Annotated in this window: 15 protein-coding genes; 10 read left to right on the top strand and 5 right to left on the bottom strand. The window is 68.4% G+C overall.

Annotated features, from left to right (window positions below; genetic code table 11):
- Window positions 1-209 precede the first annotated feature (209 nt).
- Window positions 210-1,394: a quinolinate synthase NadA gene (nadA, locus tag ABZ027_RS37275; protein WP_356776409.1), complete on the bottom strand. Its 1,185-nt coding sequence runs from the start codon at window positions 1,392-1,394 to the stop codon at window positions 210-212.
- A 276-nt stretch (window positions 1,395-1,670) separates the two neighbouring features.
- Here nadA and ABZ027_RS37280 point away from each other — a divergent pair, with 276 nt between their 5' ends.
- Complete coding sequence (locus tag ABZ027_RS37280) at window positions 1,671-2,027, top strand: iron-sulfur cluster assembly accessory protein (protein ID WP_190147980.1); 357 nt, start codon at window positions 1,671-1,673, stop codon at window positions 2,025-2,027.
- Between the two features lie 117 nt (window positions 2,028-2,144).
- Here ABZ027_RS37280 and ABZ027_RS37285 read toward each other — a convergent pair whose 3' ends face one another.
- On the bottom strand, window positions 2,145-3,632 hold the full coding sequence (locus ABZ027_RS37285) for a hypothetical protein (RefSeq protein ID WP_356776483.1): 1,488 nt from the start codon (window positions 3,630-3,632) through the stop codon (window positions 2,145-2,147).
- A 780-nt stretch (window positions 3,633-4,412) separates the two neighbouring features.
- Window positions 4,413-4,646: a hypothetical protein gene (locus ABZ027_RS37290; RefSeq protein ID WP_356776411.1), complete on the bottom strand. Its 234-nt coding sequence runs from the start codon at window positions 4,644-4,646 to the stop codon at window positions 4,413-4,415.
- A gap of 181 nt (window positions 4,647-4,827) precedes the next feature.
- Here ABZ027_RS37290 and ABZ027_RS37295 point away from each other — a divergent pair, with 181 nt between their 5' ends.
- Window positions 4,828-5,802: a carbohydrate kinase family protein gene (locus tag ABZ027_RS37295; RefSeq protein WP_356776413.1), complete on the top strand. Its 975-nt coding sequence runs from the start codon at window positions 4,828-4,830 to the stop codon at window positions 5,800-5,802.
- Window positions 5,803-5,857: 55 nt separating this feature from the next.
- On the opposite strand, the gene ABZ027_RS37300 is transcribed toward ABZ027_RS37295, so the two are convergent.
- Window positions 5,858-7,237: an aminotransferase class V-fold PLP-dependent enzyme gene (locus ABZ027_RS37300; protein WP_356776415.1), complete on the bottom strand. Its 1,380-nt coding sequence runs from the start codon at window positions 7,235-7,237 to the stop codon at window positions 5,858-5,860.
- Window positions 7,238-7,537: 300 nt separating this feature from the next.
- On the opposite strand from ABZ027_RS37300, the gene coxB reads away from it, so the two are divergent.
- The 4 genes from coxB (at window position 7,538) to ABZ027_RS37320 (ending at window position 12,033) form a co-directional block, all read left to right on the top strand.
- The gene (gene coxB / locus ABZ027_RS37305) at window positions 7,538-8,497 is read left to right on the top strand and encodes a cytochrome c oxidase subunit II (protein WP_356776417.1); all 960 of its coding nucleotides are present in this window, start codon (window positions 7,538-7,540) and stop codon (window positions 8,495-8,497) included.
- Window positions 8,494-10,236, top strand: a complete 1,743-nt coding sequence (gene ctaD, locus ABZ027_RS37310) for a cytochrome c oxidase subunit I (RefSeq protein WP_356776421.1) — start codon at window positions 8,494-8,496, stop codon at window positions 10,234-10,236. The genes coxB and ctaD overlap by 4 nt, the downstream gene beginning before the upstream one ends.
- Entirely contained in the window at window positions 10,233-10,631 is a 399-nt protein-coding gene (locus ABZ027_RS37315; RefSeq protein ID WP_356776423.1) for a cytochrome c oxidase subunit 4, read from the top strand. The genes ctaD and ABZ027_RS37315 overlap by 4 nt, the downstream gene beginning before the upstream one ends.
- Window positions 10,632-10,761: 130 nt before the next feature.
- The gene (locus ABZ027_RS37320) at window positions 10,762-12,033 is read left to right on the top strand and encodes an Ig-like domain-containing protein (RefSeq protein ID WP_356776425.1); all 1,272 of its coding nucleotides are present in this window, start codon (window positions 10,762-10,764) and stop codon (window positions 12,031-12,033) included.
- 152 nt (window positions 12,034-12,185) lie between these two features.
- Here the strand turns inward: ABZ027_RS37320 and ABZ027_RS37325 are convergent, their stop codons facing one another.
- Window positions 12,186-12,587: a hypothetical protein gene (locus ABZ027_RS37325; RefSeq protein ID WP_356776427.1), complete on the bottom strand. Its 402-nt coding sequence runs from the start codon at window positions 12,585-12,587 to the stop codon at window positions 12,186-12,188.
- Between the two features lie 190 nt (window positions 12,588-12,777).
- Between ABZ027_RS37325 and ABZ027_RS37330 the strand changes: the two genes are divergently transcribed.
- The 4 genes from ABZ027_RS37330 (at window position 12,778) to ABZ027_RS37345 (ending at window position 16,977) form a co-directional block, all read left to right on the top strand.
- A complete protein-coding gene (locus ABZ027_RS37330) occupies window positions 12,778-13,398 on the top strand; it encodes a heme-copper oxidase subunit III (protein WP_356776429.1) in 621 nt (206 codons plus the stop codon).
- Window positions 13,399-13,460: 62 nt separating this feature from the next.
- Complete coding sequence (locus tag ABZ027_RS37335; RefSeq protein WP_356776431.1) at window positions 13,461-14,270, top strand: c-type cytochrome; 810 nt, start codon at window positions 13,461-13,463, stop codon at window positions 14,268-14,270.
- The gene (locus ABZ027_RS37340; protein ID WP_356776433.1) at window positions 14,267-15,340 is read left to right on the top strand and encodes a Rieske 2Fe-2S domain-containing protein; all 1,074 of its coding nucleotides are present in this window, start codon (window positions 14,267-14,269) and stop codon (window positions 15,338-15,340) included. Before ABZ027_RS37335 ends, ABZ027_RS37340 begins: the two co-directional genes overlap by 4 nt.
- Window positions 15,337-16,977: a cytochrome bc complex cytochrome b subunit gene (locus tag ABZ027_RS37345; RefSeq protein WP_356776435.1), complete on the top strand. Its 1,641-nt coding sequence runs from the start codon at window positions 15,337-15,339 to the stop codon at window positions 16,975-16,977. Before ABZ027_RS37340 ends, ABZ027_RS37345 begins: the two co-directional genes overlap by 4 nt.
- Window positions 16,978-17,094 lie beyond the last annotated feature (117 nt).

Below are 17,094 nucleotides of genomic sequence, written 5' to 3' on the forward strand. Positions count from 1 at the left end.
GGCTGGACTCCCTGGGACCGCTGCTCGCCGCCCTGCTCCGGGACGACCCGCGGGACGACGTCTGCGTCGTCGACATCCGGGTGCCGAATATGATGTCAAGGTGCGCCGGGAAGTCTGGTCGGCAAGTGTTCCGTCCTGCCCGCCGACCGAACCCCGACGGTTCGGTGCCCGGCCGTCGGCATGTCGCCGACCGTGGGCGTGCGGTGTGGCTACGGCAGCGCCAGCATCCGCTCCAGCGCCAGCTTCGCGAACGCCTCGGTCTCCTGGTCGACCTCGATCCGGTTGACCAGGTTGCCCTCGGCGAGGGACTCCAGGGTCCACACCAGGTGGGGGAGGTCGATGCGGTTCATCGTCGAGCAGAAGCAGACCGTCTTGTCGAGGAACACGATCTCCTTGCCCTCGGGCGCGAAACGGTTCGCCAGCCGGCGTACCAGATTCAGCTCCGTGCCGATGGCCCACTTGGAGCCGGCCGGCGCCGCCTCCAGGGCCTTGATGATGTACTCGGTCGAGCCGACGTAGTCCGCGGCGGCCACGACCTCGTGCCGGCACTCGGGGTGCACGAGCACGTTCACACCGGGGATCCGGGCGCGCACGTCCTCGACCGACTCCAGGCTGAAACGCCCGTGCACCGAGCAGTGGCCCCGCCAGAGGATCATCTTCGCGTCGCGCAGCTGCTCGGTGGTCAGCCCGCCGTTCGGCTTGTGCGGGTTGTAGAGGACGCAGTCCTCCAGGGACATGCCCATGTCCCGCACGGCGGTGTTGCGGCCGAGGTGCTGGTCGGGCAGGAACAGCACCTTCGACCCCTGCTCGAAGGCCCACTCAAGGGCCCGCTGGGCGTTCGAGGACGTGCAGATCGTGCCGCCGTGCCTGCCGGTGAACGCCTTGATGTCCGCGGAGGAGTTCATGTACGAGACGGGCACGACCTGCTCGGCTATGCCGGCCTCGGTCAGCACGTCCCAGCACTCGGCGACCTGCTCGGCGGTGGCCATGTCGGCCATCGAGCACCCGGCGGCGAGATCCGGCAGTACGACCTTCTGGTCGTCGCTCGTCAGGATGTCCGCGGACTCCGCCATGAAGTGCACACCGCAGAACACGATGTACTCGGCCTCCGGGCGCGCGGCGGCGTCCCGGGCCAGCTTGAAGGAGTCGCCCGTGACATCGGCGAACTGGATGACCTCGTCGCGCTGGTAGTGGTGGCCGAGGACGAACACCTTGTCGCCGAGCTTCGCCTTGGCGGCGCGAGCGCGCTCGACCAGGTCCGGGTCGGACGGCGAGGGCAGGTCGCCGGGACACTCGACGCCCCGCTCGCTCTTCGGGTCGGCCTCACGGCCGAGGAGCAGCAGGGCAAGAGGAGTCGGCTGTACGTCGAGCTCCGGGGTCTGGACGGTGGTCACGACACGAACCCTCTACTTTTCTCTACTTTTCGTCGAATTGACGTTATCTATCATAAACGCTTCACGTCACTTTGACGACGGTCATAACGTCGATGTGACGTGAATCCCGATGCTGGGGGACGGAGGCCGCTGTTCGGTTCAGCGTGGGTGTGCGAGCATGAATGACAGGAAAAGGAAAGAAGTGGAAACACGAGTCCTCGGCCCGGAATGAATCCGCGGCCCCGTCGGTTGCAACCGTCGGCAAGGCAGTCTCCGTACAACCCGGGAGAGATGTAGATGTCCGTATCGGACGAGACCAGCACCGTCACCGACGGCATCATCCTGTCCGACGCCGCCGCGGCGAAGGTCAAGGCCCTGCTCGACCAGGAAGGCCGTGACGATCTGGCGCTGCGCGTCGCCGTTCAGCCCGGCGGCTGCTCCGGCCTGCGGTACCAGCTCTTCTTCGACGAGCGTTCCCTCGACGGCGACGTGGTCAAGGACTTCGACGGCGTCAAGGTCGTCACCGACCGCATGAGCGCCCCGTACCTGGGCGGCGCGTCCATCGACTTCGTCGACACCATCGAGAAGCAGGGCTTCACGATCGACAACCCGAACGCGACCGGCTCCTGCGCCTGCGGCGACTCCTTCAACTAGACCCCGCCAGGCAAGTGAACAGCGTGAAGGCGGCGGCCCCCTCCGACGGGGCCGCCGCCTTCACGCGTGTCCGGGACGGGGTCGTCGCGTCGTGTCCCGTCCCGGACGTCTTGGGGGTCAGCGCCCCTGGGGCGCCTGGGGCAGTCGTGCCCCCGCCTTCTGCAGCGGAATCCCCTTGCCGTCCGAGCCCACGACCGTCCGGCCGCCCAGCGGCTCGTCCAACGGCACGGTCTTCTGGAACTCCTTGGCGATCATGATGCAGACCTTGTCCTTCCAGCGGGTCTCGGTCACCTTCACGGTCACCTGGTCGTCGCTCTCCTTCGCGGTCACCTTGTAGTCGGCGCACACACCGCCCGTGAAACTCACGCTCAGCTCCCGCCCCTCGGCCGTGTAGCCGTCCACCTTGACGTTCCGCGGTTCAGGCGCGGCGGTCGGCTGGTCGCCGGGTCCGGACGGCCCGCTCGGCTGGGCCGACGGTGTGGGCGAGGCCACGTACTTCGGGTCGACCGCCGGGTAGGCCACCGTGAAGTCGTCACGCTCGCCGGCCGCCCGCACGTCGAAGAGCCAGGACGGCACCAGCGTCTGCCGCCCGGCCACGGTGTGCGGGGCCAGACCGAACACGGCCTTGTCGACGGTGAGGGTCTCTTTCGCCGGGGTGGCGGTGGACGAGCTGCAGGGCGCTTCCAGCCGGTCCTTCTGCGGCACCGGAACGGCGCAGCCGCCGATGCCCATGCGGTGGCCGCTCCCGGGCGCCGCGTTCAGCAGCGCCAGCGTCTCCTTCGCGCTCAGCACGGGGTACGTGTCACCCTTCACCGGTGCCTTCAGCTGCCCGTTGCCGCTCAGCACCTGGCCTCGCGCGTCGACGGTCACCCCAGTCGTCCAGCCGTACGTGGGCAGGTCGCGGATCACCGGTTCGGCGTTCACGATCCGCTGGGCGCCCAGGGTCCGGCTCGCGTCCAGCTTCGCGTCGTCCTGACCCACCGCCTTCAGGACCGGCGCGGCCGCCTTCTTCGCGACCGCCTCGCTCACCGGGTCGCCGCCCGAGCCGACGGGGGGCTTGGCGCACGTGGTCGCGCTCTGGCAGTTGTCCGTGCCGGGGGAGTAGCGGTGGAAGGTCCAGGTGCCCGGTGCCTGCCGGTTCACCTGGAGGCTCGGCCCCATGCTGTCCTTCGCCCCGACCGTCCAGGCCTGCCCGGCGGCCACGGGCGCCCCGTCCACGCCGAGGGCCCGGGCCAGCTCGGCCACCTCGCCCTCGGTCACCTGACCCTGCGTCCGGTACACGGGCGCCGAGCCGGGGCCGTCGGGGAGCGTGCCGTCGGCGCGGTAGGTGACGCCGTAGGGGTTGGGCTCGCCGGGCGCGATGCCGTTCGTAGCTCCGCCGGCGGAGTAGCCGTCCAGGGCGAGCGGCGGGGGAGTGCCGTCACCGGACGCCCCGGCCGTACGCCCGCCCGGGCTCGCGGATCCGTCGGCCGCGGTCGTGGCGAAGTACGCCCCACCGCCCCCGACCAGCAGCACGGCGGCGGCGACGGACACCACGACGGCGGGCGACCGGTGCCGACCCGAGCGGCCGCCACCGCTCTCCTCGACGTCATGATCCCGGGGGATCTCCCCGTCCGGAACCGAGCCGGACGATCCATCGGGCGCGGGCGCGGGCGCGGGAGATGGCGCGGGCGCGGGCGCGGGAGATGGCGCGGGCGCGACGGCGACCCCCTCGACGCCCACCTCGCCGGAACCGGCGTCACCGGAACGGGGGGCACCCGAACCGGCGTCACCCGAACCGGCGTGGCTGCGAGTGGCCTCGTCCGCGGTCGCGTTGTCCTTTGCGGCCTCGTCCGCGGTCGCGTCGTCCTGACCGGCCTCGTCCGTGCGTGCCTTGCCCGCACCGGACACGCTCGTGTCTGCCTCGCCCGGGTCGGCCTCCTCCGCAGCGCCCTCGGCCGAGTCGGGGGCATCCGTCCCGCTGCCCGCGTCATCGGGCGCCTCCCCGCCACCAGGAGCCTCCGCGCCACCGCCAGCCTCCGCGGCACCGGAAGCCTCGGCGTCACCGGAAACCTCGGCGTCAGGAGTCCCCCCGGCACCAGCGGACTCCCCGGCACCAGAAGCCCCCGCCCCCGTGGCACCAGAACCCCCCGCCCCCTTCGCCTCCGTGGCGCCCCGCTCCTCGGTGGAGCCACCGGCGCCCCGCTCCTCCACGGAGCCGTCGGCGTCGTCGTTGTCGGGTCGCTCGGTGTTCACCGCATCGCTCCTTCGGCCGCGCTTCTGTCCCAGGACCCTGACCCGACCCTGTCAAAAAGGTCGGACACCGGGTCGTATCCCGCATCCCCTTTACGGGGGACAGCGATGGGACGCAGCGGGGGAGCGCGCGGTTCCCCTGAAAAGCGCCTCTCAGTCGCCGTACTCCGACATCGCGTCCAGCAGCCGGGCCGACCTCGACGGGACGGTCACGCCATGGATGAGTGACGGGGAGACCGGCCGGGAAGCGATCCGGTCGGGTACCGACCAGTGCGGGACCATCCGGGCGCAGTCACCGCGCAGCGACGCCAAGTTGGCCTCCAGGTCGCCGTCCCGATCGCGTTCCAGATGGGCCGGAGCGGGAGCGTAGAGCTCAAGGTTCGTCATAGCGGCACCGTAGGCACGCTCAAGGATGCGAAGAAAGATCTACTATCGGGTAGTTTCGGCTGCTCCAGAGCTGCCGCCGACCCGGTAGCGTGAACTGTCGATCCGCCCTTACGACGCCCGCAACCACCCTCCCATGAGCGCTATCGCGCGCCCCTGCTTATTCCACAGGAGAGTCAACACCGTGCGCATCGCAGTCACCGGCTCCATCGCCACCGACCACCTCATGACCTTCCCCGGCCGCTTCGCCGACCAGTTCGTCGCGGACCAACTGCACACGGTCTCGCTCTCCTTCCTGGTCGACAACCTCGACGTCCGGCGAGGCGGCGTGGGCGCGAACATCGCCTTCGGCATGGGCCAGCTCGGCACCCGGCCGATCCTGGCCGGCGCCGCGGGATTCGACTTCGACGAGTACCGCGCCTGGCTGGAGAGGCACGGCGTCGACACCGACTCGGTACGCATCTCCGAGACGCTGCACACCGCCCGCTTCGTCTGCACCACCGACGCCGACCACAACCAGATCGGCTCCTTCTACACCGGTGCCATGAGCGAGGCCCGCCAGATCGAGCTGAAGACCGTCGCCGACCGCGTCGGCGGTCTCGACCTGGTTCTGATCGGCGCCGACGACCCGGAGGCGATGCTCCGCCACACCGAGGAGTGCCGCTCCCGCTCGATCCCCTTCGCCGCCGACTTCTCCCAGCAGATCGCCCGGATGAACGGCGACGAGATCCGGATACTGCTGGAGGGCGCCACGTACCTCTTCTCCAACGAGTACGAGAAGGGCCTCATCGAGTCCAAGACCGGCTGGAGCGACGCCGAGATCCTCGCCAAGGTCGGCCACCGCGTCACCACCCTCGGCGCGCGGGGCGTGCGCATCGAGAGCGTCGGCGCGGACCCGATCGAGGTGGGCTGCGCGGAGGAGGAGCGCAAGGCCGACCCCACCGGCGTCGGCGACGCCTTCCGCGCCGGCTTCCTCTCCGGTCTCGCCTGGGGCGTCGGACTGGAGCGCGCCGCCCAGGTCGGCTGCATGCTCGCCACCCTCGTCATCGAGACGGTCGGCACCCAGGAGTACCAGCTGCAGCGCGCCCACTTCATGGACCGCTTCACCAAGGCGTACGGCGACGAGGCCGCGACGGAGGTCCGGGCGCATCTCGTCTGAGTTCCGGTGCGGGTGTGCGGGGGCCGGTCGCGCCGTCCCCCGCGCCCCTGGTGAGTCAGGTCGTCCGGCGGATCAGGTAGGCCGTGCCTCGATCCGCCGGCTCCTCACCCACGTACTCCTGGCCCCGCATCTCGCACCAGGCCGGGATGTCCAGCCGGGCCGCCTCGTCGTCCGAGAGGACCCGGACCGTGCCGCCCACCGGCACGTCCCCGATGACCTTCGCCAGCTCGATCACCGGGATCGGGCACCGCCTGCCGAGGGCGTCCACCACCAGGCTGTCCCCCCGCGTCGCGGCCGTAGTCGCCACCGGCGCCCCCAGCTTCTCCCGCACGCCGGCCACCGCCTCCGGGAGCACCTCCAGGAACCGCTCGACGTCCTGGGCCGTCGTCCCGGCCGGCAACGACACCCGCACGTTTCCCTCACTCAGCACGCCCATCGCCTTCAGCACATGGCTGGGCGTCAGCGTGCTGCTCGTGCAGGACGATCCGGACGAGACCGAGAAACCGGCGCGGTCCAGCTCGTGCAACAGTGTCTCCCCATCGACATAGAGACAGGAGAAGGTGACGATCCCGGGCAGCCGACGCTCCGGATCGCCGACCACCTCCACATCGGGCACCAGCCGCGGCACCCGGGACCGGATCAGCTCCGTCAGCTCCCGCAGTCGCAGCGACTCCTCGGCCGCCTCGGCCCGCACCGCCCGCAGTGAGGCCGCCGCCGCCACGATCGCCGGAATGTTCTCGAACCCGGTCGCCCGCCCCGACTCCCGCTCGTCCACGGGCCCTTGCGGAGCGAACCGCACCCCCTTGCGCACGGCCAGCAGCCCGACCCCCGAGGGCCCGCCCCACTTGTGGGCGCTCGCTGCCAACAGGGACCAGTCCCCCCGCACCGGGCCCCAGCCCAGCGACTGCGCCGCGTCCACCAACAACGGCACCCCGGCCGCCCGGCACACCTCGGCGACGTCCGACACCGGCTGCAGTGTCCCCACCTCGTGGTTGGCCGACTGCAGACAGGCCAGCGCGGTGTCCGGGCGCAGGGCGTCCGCGTACGACTCCACGCTCACCGCCCCGGTCCGCAGCACCGGCACCCCGGTCACCGACCCGCCGGCCGCCTCGAACACCTCCGCCGAATGAAGTACCGAGGAGTGTTCGACCGCCGACACGATCAGGTGGCGTCCGACGCGACGACGGCCGGCCAGGACACCGGAGATCCCGGTGTGCACCGCGCCGGATCCGGAGGAGGTGAACGTGAGTTCGTCCGCACGGCAGCCCACGGCCTCGGCGGCGGTCTCCCGCGCCGCGTCCAACAGCATCCGGGCCCGTCGTCCCTCCCGGTACAGACGTGCGGGATCCGCCCACCCCTCATCCAGGCAGGCCAGCAGCGCCTGCCGGGCGACGGGATGGAGGGGAGCACCTGAAGCAGCATCGAAGTAGGCCACACGGCAACGCTAAGCCGCCGGTCAGTGTGACGTCCCCCCGAGGGGCGCGGGGAACTGCGCGGCGAACCACAAACCACCCGCACCCGCCCCACAAGCCGCATCGCCGAGGTATCAGACGCCCGTCCCGTCCCTTCCGAGCGACCCGCCGCGCGTATGGCACCCTCCCCGCGAACCCCCGAAGGGCGTCGGCTAGGGTTTGGTCCGCATAAACATCCAAACCCCTGCCCGACGCAGGGCGGCGACCGACCAGCGAGAAGGCCGCAGCCGACCGCGCGGGCGAGACTCTCGGGAAGGCGCTACGTGAGTCCCAACGGCTCCGACCGCTCGCCGCGGCGCCCGATGCGGCGGAAGCTGCTGCAGGCACTGACCGCGGGCCTGGTCCTGGCTACCGCAACCGGTTGCACATACGAGGACTTCCCCCGCCTTGGTATGCCCACCCCGACCACGGAAGAGGCTCCGCGGATCCTCTCCCTGTGGCAGGGATCCTGGGCTGCCGCGCTCGCCGTGGGCGTGCTGGTGTGGGGCCTGATCCTGTGGAGTGCGATCTTCCACCGGCGCAGCCGCACCAAGGTCGAGGTCCCTCCACAGACCCGGTACAACATGCCCATCGAGGCGCTGTACACGGTGGTTCCGCTCATCATCGTCTCGGTCCTCTTCTACTTCACGGCCCGTGACGAGTCGAAGCTCCTCAGTCTGAAGGAGAAGCCCGACGTCACGATCAACGTCGTCGGCTTCCAGTGGAACTGGGGCTTCAACTACATCGAGCCCGTCGCCGGTTCCACCGGTGACGCGAAGACCGACAAGAACCTGGACGCGATTCCGCAGAGGTTCAAGGACGCCTTCCCGGCGAACGCCGGCGGTGTCTACGACGTCGGTACGCCCGCCACCAGGAACCCGCAGAACGGGAACCCCGGCCCCACTCTGTGGCTCCCCAAGGGCAAGACGGTCCGCTTCGTCCTCACCTCGCGTGACGTCATCCACTCCTTCTGGGTGGTGCCGTTCCTGATGAAGCAGGACGTCATTCCGGGCCACACCAACGCCTTCCAGGTGACTCCCAACCGGGAGGGCACCTTCATGGGCAAGTGCGCCGAGCTCTGCGGCGTCGACCACTCCCGGATGCTGTTCAACGTGAAGGTCGTCTCCCCCGAGCGTTACGAGCAGCACCTCAAGGACCTCGCCAAGAAGGGGCAGACCGGTTACGTTCCCGCGGGCATCGAGCAGACGGCCCATGAGAAGAACCGGGAGACGAACAACCTGTGAGCATCCTCAACGAACCTCAGGGTGCCGCGGCAGCAGGGTCCCACTACGAGGACGAGCTGCCGGTCAGGCGCCAGAACCGCGGCAGCGTGGTCATCAAGTGGCTGACGACCACTGACCACAAGACGATCGGGACGCTGTACCTGGTCACGTCGTTCGCGTTCTTCTGCATCGGTGGCGTGATGGCGCTGTTCATGCGCGCCGAGCTGGCCCGTCCCGGCCTGCAGATCATGTCGAACGAGCAGTTCAACCAGGCGTTCACGATGCACGGCACGATCATGCTGCTGATGTTCGCGACGCCCCTGTTCGCCGGTTTCACGAACTGGATCATGCCGCTGCAGATCGGCGCGCCCGACGTGGCGTTCCCGCGGCTGAACATGTTCGCCTACTGGCTGTACCTGTTCGGCTCGACGATCGCCGTCGGTGGCTTCCTCACCCCGCAGGGCGCGGCCGACTTCGGCTGGTTCGCCTACAGCCCGCTCTCGGACGCGGTTCGCTCGCCGGGCATCGGCGCCGACCTGTGGATCATGGGTCTGGCCTTCTCCGGCTTCGGCACCATCCTCGGCGCGGTCAACTTCATCACCACCATCATCTGCATGCGCGCCCCCGGCATGACGATGTTCCGCATGCCGATCTTCGTGTGGAACGTGCTGCTGACCGCGGTCCTGGTCCTGCTCGCCTTCCCCGTGCTCGCCGCCGCGCTGTTCGCGCTGGAGGCGGATCGGAAGTTCGGCGCTCACGTCTTCGACTCGGCCAACGGCGGCGCCCTGCTGTGGCAACACCTCTTCTGGTTCTTCGGCCATCCAGAGGTGTACATCATCGCGCTGCCGTTCTTCGGCATCATCTCCGAGGTCATCCCGGTCTTCTCCCGCAAGCCGATGTTCGGCTACATGGGCCTGGTCGCGGCGACCATCTCCATCGCCGGCCTGTCCGTGACGGTGTGGGCCCACCACATGTACGTCACCGGAGGCGTGCTGCTGCCGTTCTTCTCCTTCATGACGTTCCTCATCGCCGTACCGACCGGCGTGAAGTTCTTCAACTGGATCGGAACGATGTGGAAGGGGTCACTGAGTTTCGAGACCCCGATGCTCTGGGCCACCGGCTTCCTGATCACCTTCACCTTCGGTGGTCTGACCGGTGTCATCCTGGCCTCGCCGCCGATGGACTTCCACGTGTCGGACTCGTACTTCGTGGTGGCGCACTTCCACTACGTCGTCTTCGGCACCGTGGTCTTCGCGATGTTCTCCGGCTTCCACTTCTGGTGGCCGAAGATGACCGGCAAGATGCTGGACGAGCGCCTCGGCAAGATCACGTTCTGGACGCTGTTCATCGGCTTCCACGGCACCTTCCTGGTCCAGCACTGGCTGGGCGCCGAGGGCATGCCGCGTCGTTACGCGGACTACCTCGCGGCCGACGGCTTCACGGCCCTGAACACGATCTCGACGATCAGCTCGTTCCTGCTCGGCCTGTCGATCCTGCCGTTCCTCTACAACGTGTGGAAGACGGCCAAGTACGGCAAGCCGGTCGGCGTCGACGACCCGTGGGGCTACGGCCGTTCGCTGGAGTGGGCGACCTCCTGCCCGCCGCCCCGGCACAACTTCCTCACCCTGCCGCGGATCCGCAGCGAATCCCCGGCGTTCGACCTGCACCACCCGGAGATCGCCGCGCTCGACCAGCTGGAGAACGCCGGTCACGGTGACAACGCTCTGGCCGGCAACGGCGGCAAGGAGGCCGGCAAGTGAAGATCCAGGGCAGGATGTTCATCTGGCTGAGCGTCTTCATCCTCGTCATGGCGATCGTCTATGGCGTGTGGTCGAAGGAGCCGGCCGGCACGACGGCCCTCTTCCTGGCCTTCGGTCTGTCCGTCATGATCGGCTTCTACCTGGGCTTCACGGCCAAGCGGGTGGACGCCGGCGCGCAGGACAACAAGGAAGCCGACGTCGCGGACGACGCCGGTGAGGTCGGGTTCTTCAGCCCGCACAGCTGGCAGCCGCTCGCCCTCGCCACCGGCGGCGCGATGGCCTTCCTCGGTGTGGCGATCGGCTGGTGGCTGCTGTACTTCTCGGCACCGCTGATCCTGATCGGCCTCTGGGGCTGGGTCTTCGAGTACTACCGCGGTGAGAACCGCACCCAGTAGCACAACGCGAGCTCCGTGGAGCCCGGACACTCCGTGAGGAGCGTCCGGGCTCCTGCTTTTGCCGCACGCTCGGTACCTCGTTCGAGTTACCCAGCGCGCCATGCTTGACAAAGCTTCCTAGCTTGAGGCCATGAGCCATCCAGAGCCCTTTCGCGGCGCGGGAGCACGGACGGTCGTCAGCTGCATAGTGCTGCTGGCCGCCCTCGGTTCCGGTGTCGCCGCCTGCAGCAGCGACAACGACTCACTGTCCGCCGAGCCCTATGACGCGGCGGACCAGATCGCCTTCAACGGCCCCGGGGACGACAAGAAGGCCGACCCCGACAAGCCCCTGGAGGTCACCGCCGAGGACGACGGCCGGATCACGGACGTGACGGCCCTGGACGCCACGGGACGCTATGTGGCGGGCGAACTCTCCGCCGACGGCACCCGCTGGCACAGCACCTCTCCGCTGGCCGCGAACGCCCACTACAAGATCCGGGTGAGCACCGAGGACGAGGACGGGGCGCCCGGTCGCAAGACCTTCACCTTCACCACCGGCAAACCCGTCACCCAGAAGCGCCTGAACGTGACGTTCGGGCCGAAGGCGGGCGAGTACGGCGTCGGCCAGCCCATCACCGCCAAGCTGAGCAAGCCGGTCAAGGACAAGGCACAGCGGGCCGTCATCGAACGGGCCCTCAAGGTGGACTCCACGCCCGCGGTGCAGGGCGCCTGGCACTGGGTGGACGACAAGGAACTCCACTACCGGCCCAAGGAGTACTGGCCCGCCCACGCCGTCCTCCAGGTCCGCAGCAACCTGGACGGCATCAAGATCAGCGACCGGCTGTGGGGAGGCCAGGCCAAACCGCTGAAGCTGACCACCGGCGACAGCGTCATCGCGGTGACGGACGCCGCCACACACCAGATGACCGTCTACAAGAACAACGAGGTCATCAAGAAGATCCCGGTCACCACGGGCAAGCCCGGCTTCGAGACCCGCAACGGCGTCAAGGTCGTACTGGGCAAGGAGTACTTCGTACGTATGCGCAGTGCCACCGTCGGTATCTCCGAGGGCTCCTCGGACTCCTACGACCTGCCCGTCTACTACGCGACCCGGGTCACCTGGAGCGGCGAGTACGTGCACGCCGCCCCCTGGTCGGTCGGCTCCCAGGGCTACGCCAACGTCAGCCACGGCTGCACCGGCATGAGCACCGGCAACGCCCAGTGGTTCTTCGACACCGTCCGTGAGGGCGACGTGGTGAAGGTCATCAACTCCGACGGCAACATCATGGAGACCTTCGGCAACGGCTTCGGCGAGTGGAACCTCGACTGGGACAAGTGGCGCGGCGGCAGCGCCCTGGTGGCCGGCGACTCGCAGGGCTCGGACACGCAGGAAGCGGCGAGGCTGAGGCCGCAGAGCGTCTAGCGCCACCTCGACGGCAGCGAGCTGCAGGAGCCCGGCGGCAGCGAGCCCACGGACGGGGGCCCGGCGGCAGCGAGCCCACGGACGGGGGCGCCCTCAGTCGCCCGAACAGGCAGGCAGGGGCGCCCTCAGCGCCCGAGCCGGCAGGGGCGCTCTCAGGCGCTCAGAGCCTTCTTCTCCCGCAGCAGCCCGGCCAGCGCCGCCGCGAACTCCACCGGATCCACCGGCAGCGTCACAGCGGCCTCCGCACGGCTCCAGGTGGCCAGCCAGGCGTCCTGGGGCCGGCCGATCAGCAGCAGCACCGGCGGGCAGTTGAAGACCTCGTCCTTGATCTGCCGGCACACCCCCATGCCGCCCATCGGCACCGCCTCGCCGTCCAGGACGCAGACATCGACGCCGCCCCTGTCCAACTCCTTGAGCACGGCCGCCGGCGTCGCGCACTCCACGAACTCCACCACGGGCACATCCGGCGCGGGCCTGCGCCCAGTGGCCAGCCGCACCTGCTCGCGGGTGTTGGAGTCGTCGCTGTAGACCAGCACCGTGGCGGTCGGCTGCATGGTTCCTCCGTGACTTCGGCGTCGTACGGACCCAGGACGGGCTCAGCCCGATGCCGCGGATGCTACTCCTTCGAGCACGTCGTCAACACCTGGCGTCACACCGCTCCCATGGTCCATCAGGGCACCGCACGAGCTGCGAACACTCCGAACGGCACCCCCGGGAGTGAGGGCGGGATAAGCGACCGACATAATGTCGGGCGTGGCGACAGCAACGACAGTAGACACCGGGCACGCGCACCCGTCGGTCAACCGACCGAACCTCACCAGCGTCGGAACCATCATCTGGCTGAGTTCCGAGCTGATGTTCTTCGCGGCCCTCTTCGCGATGTACTTCACCCTGCGATCGGTGACGGGTCCTGATCACTGGAAGGAGCAGGCGCACGCTCTCAACGTGCCCTTCTCGGCGACGAACACCACGATCCTGGTGCTCTCCTCGCTCACCTGCCAGCTCGGCGTGTTCGCCGCCGAGCGCGGTGACGTGAAGAAGCTCCGTGGCTGGTTCATCGTCACCTTCATCATGGGCGCGATCTTCATCGGCGGTCAGATCTACGAGTACACCGAGCTGGTGAAGAAGGACGGGATCTCCCTGTCCTCCGACCCGTACGGCTCGGTGTTCTACCTGACCACCGGCTTCCACGGCCTGCACGTGACGGGCGGCCTCATCGCCTTCCTGTTCGTCCTCGGCCGCACCTACGCGGCGAAGAGGTTCACGCACGAGCAGGCGACCGCCGCGATCGTCGTGTCCTACTACTGGCACTTCGTCGATGTCGTCTGGATCGGCCTTTTCGCCACGATCTACCTGATCAAGTAGCCGGGACCGCTCCCGCAATTCCAGAAGCATCGACGCAGAAGATCCTGACACCGGGGTAATCCGTGAAAAAGCTCTCCGCACGACGACGCCATCCGCTGGCGGCGGTCGTCGTACTACTCCTCGCGCTGGCATGCACCGGGGGGCTGTACGTCCTGTTCGCACCCACGGACAAGGCTGCGGCCGACGAAACCGCCCAGTCGCTTGCCATCACCGAGGGCAAGAAGCTCTACGCCGTCGGCTGCGCCAGCTGCCACGGGACCGGCGGTCAGGGCAGCAGTGACGGTCCGAGCCTCGTGGGCGTCGGCGCCGCGGCCGTCGACTTCCAGGTGGGAACCGGTCGTATGCCGGCCCAGCAGCCAGGCGCGCAGATCCCTAAGAAGAAGAACATCTACACGCAGGCCGAGATCGACCAGCTCGCCGCGTACATCTCTTCCCTGGGTGCCGGCCCGTCCGTCCCGACCGACGCGCAGTACGGCCCGCAGGGCGCCGACATCGCCAAGGGCGGTGAGCTGTTCCGCACCAACTGCGCGCAGTGCCACAACTTCACCGGCAAGGGCGGCGCGCTCACGCACGGCAAGTTCGCACCGGACCTCGAGGGTGTCTCCCCGAAGCACATCTTCGAGGCCATGCAGACCGGCCCGCAGAACATGCCCTCCTTCCCGGACAGCACGCTGTCGACGCAGAATAAGAAGGACATCATCGCGTACCTCGACGCGGTCAACGGTGACGACACCGAAAGCCCCGGCGGTCTCGAGCTGGGCGGACTCGGTCCGGTCAGCGAAGGCCTGTTCGCCTGGATCTTCGGCCTCGGCGTGCTGATCGCGGTCGCCGTCTGGGTCGCCGCTCGGACCGCAAAGGCCAAGAAGTCATGAGTAGCCAAGACATTCCAGAAGAGAACCTGCCGGCCGAACAGCCCGCCGGCCACAGCGAGCACGGGCACGGCGCGGTAGGCGTCGCGGACGAGAAGAACCCGTTCGCCGACCCCGGCCTGCCGCCCCACGAGCACCGCGTCCAGGACATCGACGAGCGGGCCGCCAAGCGGTCCGAGCGTGTGGTCGCCTTCCTGTTCACGGTGTCGATGCTGGCCACCGTCGGCTTCATCGCCTCGTATGTGACGATCCCGCACGACAAGGCGATCTTCGTCTTCCCGATCGGGCACGTCAACGCGCTGAACTTCGCGCTGGGCCTGACGCTGGGCGTGGCCCTGTTCACGATCGGCGCGGGCGCGGTCCACTGGGCCCGCACCCTGATGTCCGACGTGGAGGTCGCCGACGAGCGTCACCCGATCGAGGCGTCGCCCGAGGTACGCGAGAAGGTCCACGCGGACTTCCGGGAAGGTGCCAAGGAGTCCGCGCTCGGCCGCCGCAAGCTGATCCGCAACACCATGTTCGGCGCGCTGGCCCTGTTCCCGCTCTCGGGCGTCATGCTCCTGCGCGACCTCGGCCCGCTGCCCGGCACCAAGCTCCGGCACACCCTGTGGGCCAAGGGCAAGCTGCTCGTCAACATGAACACCAACGAGCCGCTGCGGGCCTCCGACGTCGCGGTCGGTTCGCTGACCTTCGCCAAGCCCGAGGGCCTGGAGGAGCACGACGAGGAGTTCCAGACCGAGATCGCCAAGGCGGCCCTGATGATCGTCCGGATCCAGCCGGACAACATCAAGGACAAGCGCGAGCTCGAGTGGTCGCACGAGGGCATCGTCGCGTACTCGAAGATCTGCACCCACGTGGGTTGCCCGATCTCCCTGTACGAGCAGCAGACGCACCACGTGCTCTGCCCCTGCCACCAGTCCACCTTCGACCTCGCCGACGGCGCCAGGGTGATCTTCGGCCCCGCCGGTCACGCCCTGCCGCAGCTGCGCATCGGCGTGAACGACCAGGGCTACCTCGAGGCGCTCGGCGACTTCGAAGAGCCCGTCGGTCCTGCATTCTGGGAGCGCGGATGAGCACTACGAACTCCACCGACACGCGCGACCCGCGCGCGAAGGCACCGGCCGGCCAGAAGGTCGCCGACTGGGCCGACGGCCGACTGGGGATCTACTCCCTGGCCAAGTCCAACATGCGCAAGATCTTCCCCGACCACTGGTCGTTCATGTTGGGTGAGGTCTGCCTCTACAGCTTCATCATCATCATCCTCACGGGTGTGTACCTGACGCTGTTCTTCCACCCGTCGATGAACGAGGTGGAGTACCACGGCAGTTACGTCCCGCTGCAGGGACAGCTGATGTCCGAGGCGTTCAACTCGACCATGCACATCTCCTTCGATGTGCGCGGTGGTCTGCTGATCCGGCAGATCCACCACTGGGCGGCGCTGATCTTCCTCGCCGGCATGTTCGTGCACATGATGCGCGTGTTCTTCACGGGTGCGTTCCGCAAGCCGCGTGAGGTCAACTGGCTGTTCGGCTTCCTGCTGTTCGTCCTGGGCATGTTCACCGGCTTCACCGGCTACTCGCTCCCGGACGACCTGCTCTCCGGCACCGGTGTCCGCTTCATGGAGGGTGCGATCCTGTCCGTGCCGATCGTCGGCACGTACCTGTCGTTCTTCCTCTTCGGCGGCGAGTTCCCGGGCGGCGACTTCGTGGCCCGCTTCTACTCGATCCACGTACTGCTGCTGCCGGGCATCATGCTCGGCCTGCTGGTGGCGCACCTGATCCTGGTCGTCTACCACAAGCACACGCAGTTCGCGGGCCCCGGAAAGACCAACAACAACGTGGTCGGCATGCCGCTGCTGCCGGTCTACATGGCCAAGGCCGGAGGCTTCTTCTTCCTGGTCTTCGGCGTCATCGCGGCCATCGCGGCACTCGCCTCGATCAACCCGATCTGGGCCATGGGCCCCTACCGTCCGGACCAGGTGTCGACCGGCGCCCAGCCCGACTGGTACATGGGCTTCTCCGAGGGTCTGATCCGTGTCATGCCGGGCTGGGAGATCAACTTCTGGGGTCACACGCTCGTCCTGGGCGTGTTCATCCCGCTGGTGATCTTCCCGCTGGTGCTCGTCGCGATCGCGGTCTACCCGTTCATCGAGTCCTGGGTCACCGGCGACAAGCGCGAGCACCACATCCTGGACCGCCCGCGCAACGCCCCGACGCGTACGGCCTTCGGTGTCGCCTGGATCACCTGGTACATGGTTCTGCTGATCGGTGGTGGAAACGACCTGTGGGCCACCCACTTCCACCTGTCGATCAACGCCATCACCTGGTTCGTGCGGGTCGCGTTCTTCGTCGGACCGGTCATCGCGTTCGTCATCACCAAGCGGATCTGCCTCGGTCTCCAGCGCCGCGACAAGGAGAAGGTGCTGCACGGCCGCGAGTCGGGCATCATCAAGCGCCTGCCGCACGGTGAGTTCATCGAGGTGCACGAGCCGCTCAGCCAGGAGCAGCTGCACACGCTCACCGCGCACGAGCAGTACAAGCCGGCCGAGATCGGCCCGACGGTCGACGAGAACGGCGTCGAGCGCAAGGTGAAGGGCTCCGAGAAGCTCCGCGCCAAGCTCAGCGAGGCGTACTACGGCGAGGAGGCGCAGATCCCCAAGCCGAGCGTCGAGGAGTACAAGGAGATCACCAGCGGCCACGGCCACCACTGATCACCGCGTCGCCACACCACGGCAAGGGCCCCCGTCCGGTCTTCGGACGGGGGCCCTTCGCCGTGCCCGGCGCTGGATAGGGTGGACCCGACGAGAAGAACCGTGTCCCGGCGTGTA

Origin of the sequence: Streptomyces sp. NPDC006332, from assembly GCF_040612855.1 — a bacterium.
Taxonomy (GTDB): domain Bacteria; phylum Actinomycetota; class Actinomycetes; order Streptomycetales; family Streptomycetaceae; genus Streptomyces.

Excerpts from the sequence above, each read along its gene's own strand:
- ABZ027_RS37280 (WP_190147980.1), top strand. The coding sequence starts at position 1,671 with ATGTCCGTATCGGACGAGACCAGCACCGTCACCGACGGCATCATCCTG.
- ABZ027_RS37320 (WP_356776425.1), top strand. The coding sequence starts at position 10,762 with ATGAGCCATCCAGAGCCCTTTCGCGGCGCGGGAGCACGGACGGTCGTC.
- ABZ027_RS37330 (WP_356776429.1), top strand. The coding sequence starts at position 12,778 with ATGTCGGGCGTGGCGACAGCAACGACAGTAGACACCGGGCACGCGCAC.
- ABZ027_RS37345 (WP_356776435.1), top strand. The coding sequence starts at position 15,337 with ATGAGCACTACGAACTCCACCGACACGCGCGACCCGCGCGCGAAGGCA.
- ABZ027_RS37325 (WP_356776427.1), bottom strand. The coding sequence starts at position 12,587 with ATGCAGCCGACCGCCACGGTGCTGGTCTACAGCGACGACTCCAACACC.
- ABZ027_RS37340 (WP_356776433.1), top strand. The coding sequence starts at position 14,267 with ATGAGTAGCCAAGACATTCCAGAAGAGAACCTGCCGGCCGAACAGCCC.
- ABZ027_RS37290 (WP_356776411.1), bottom strand. The coding sequence starts at position 4,646 with ATGACGAACCTTGAGCTCTACGCTCCCGCTCCGGCCCATCTGGAACGC.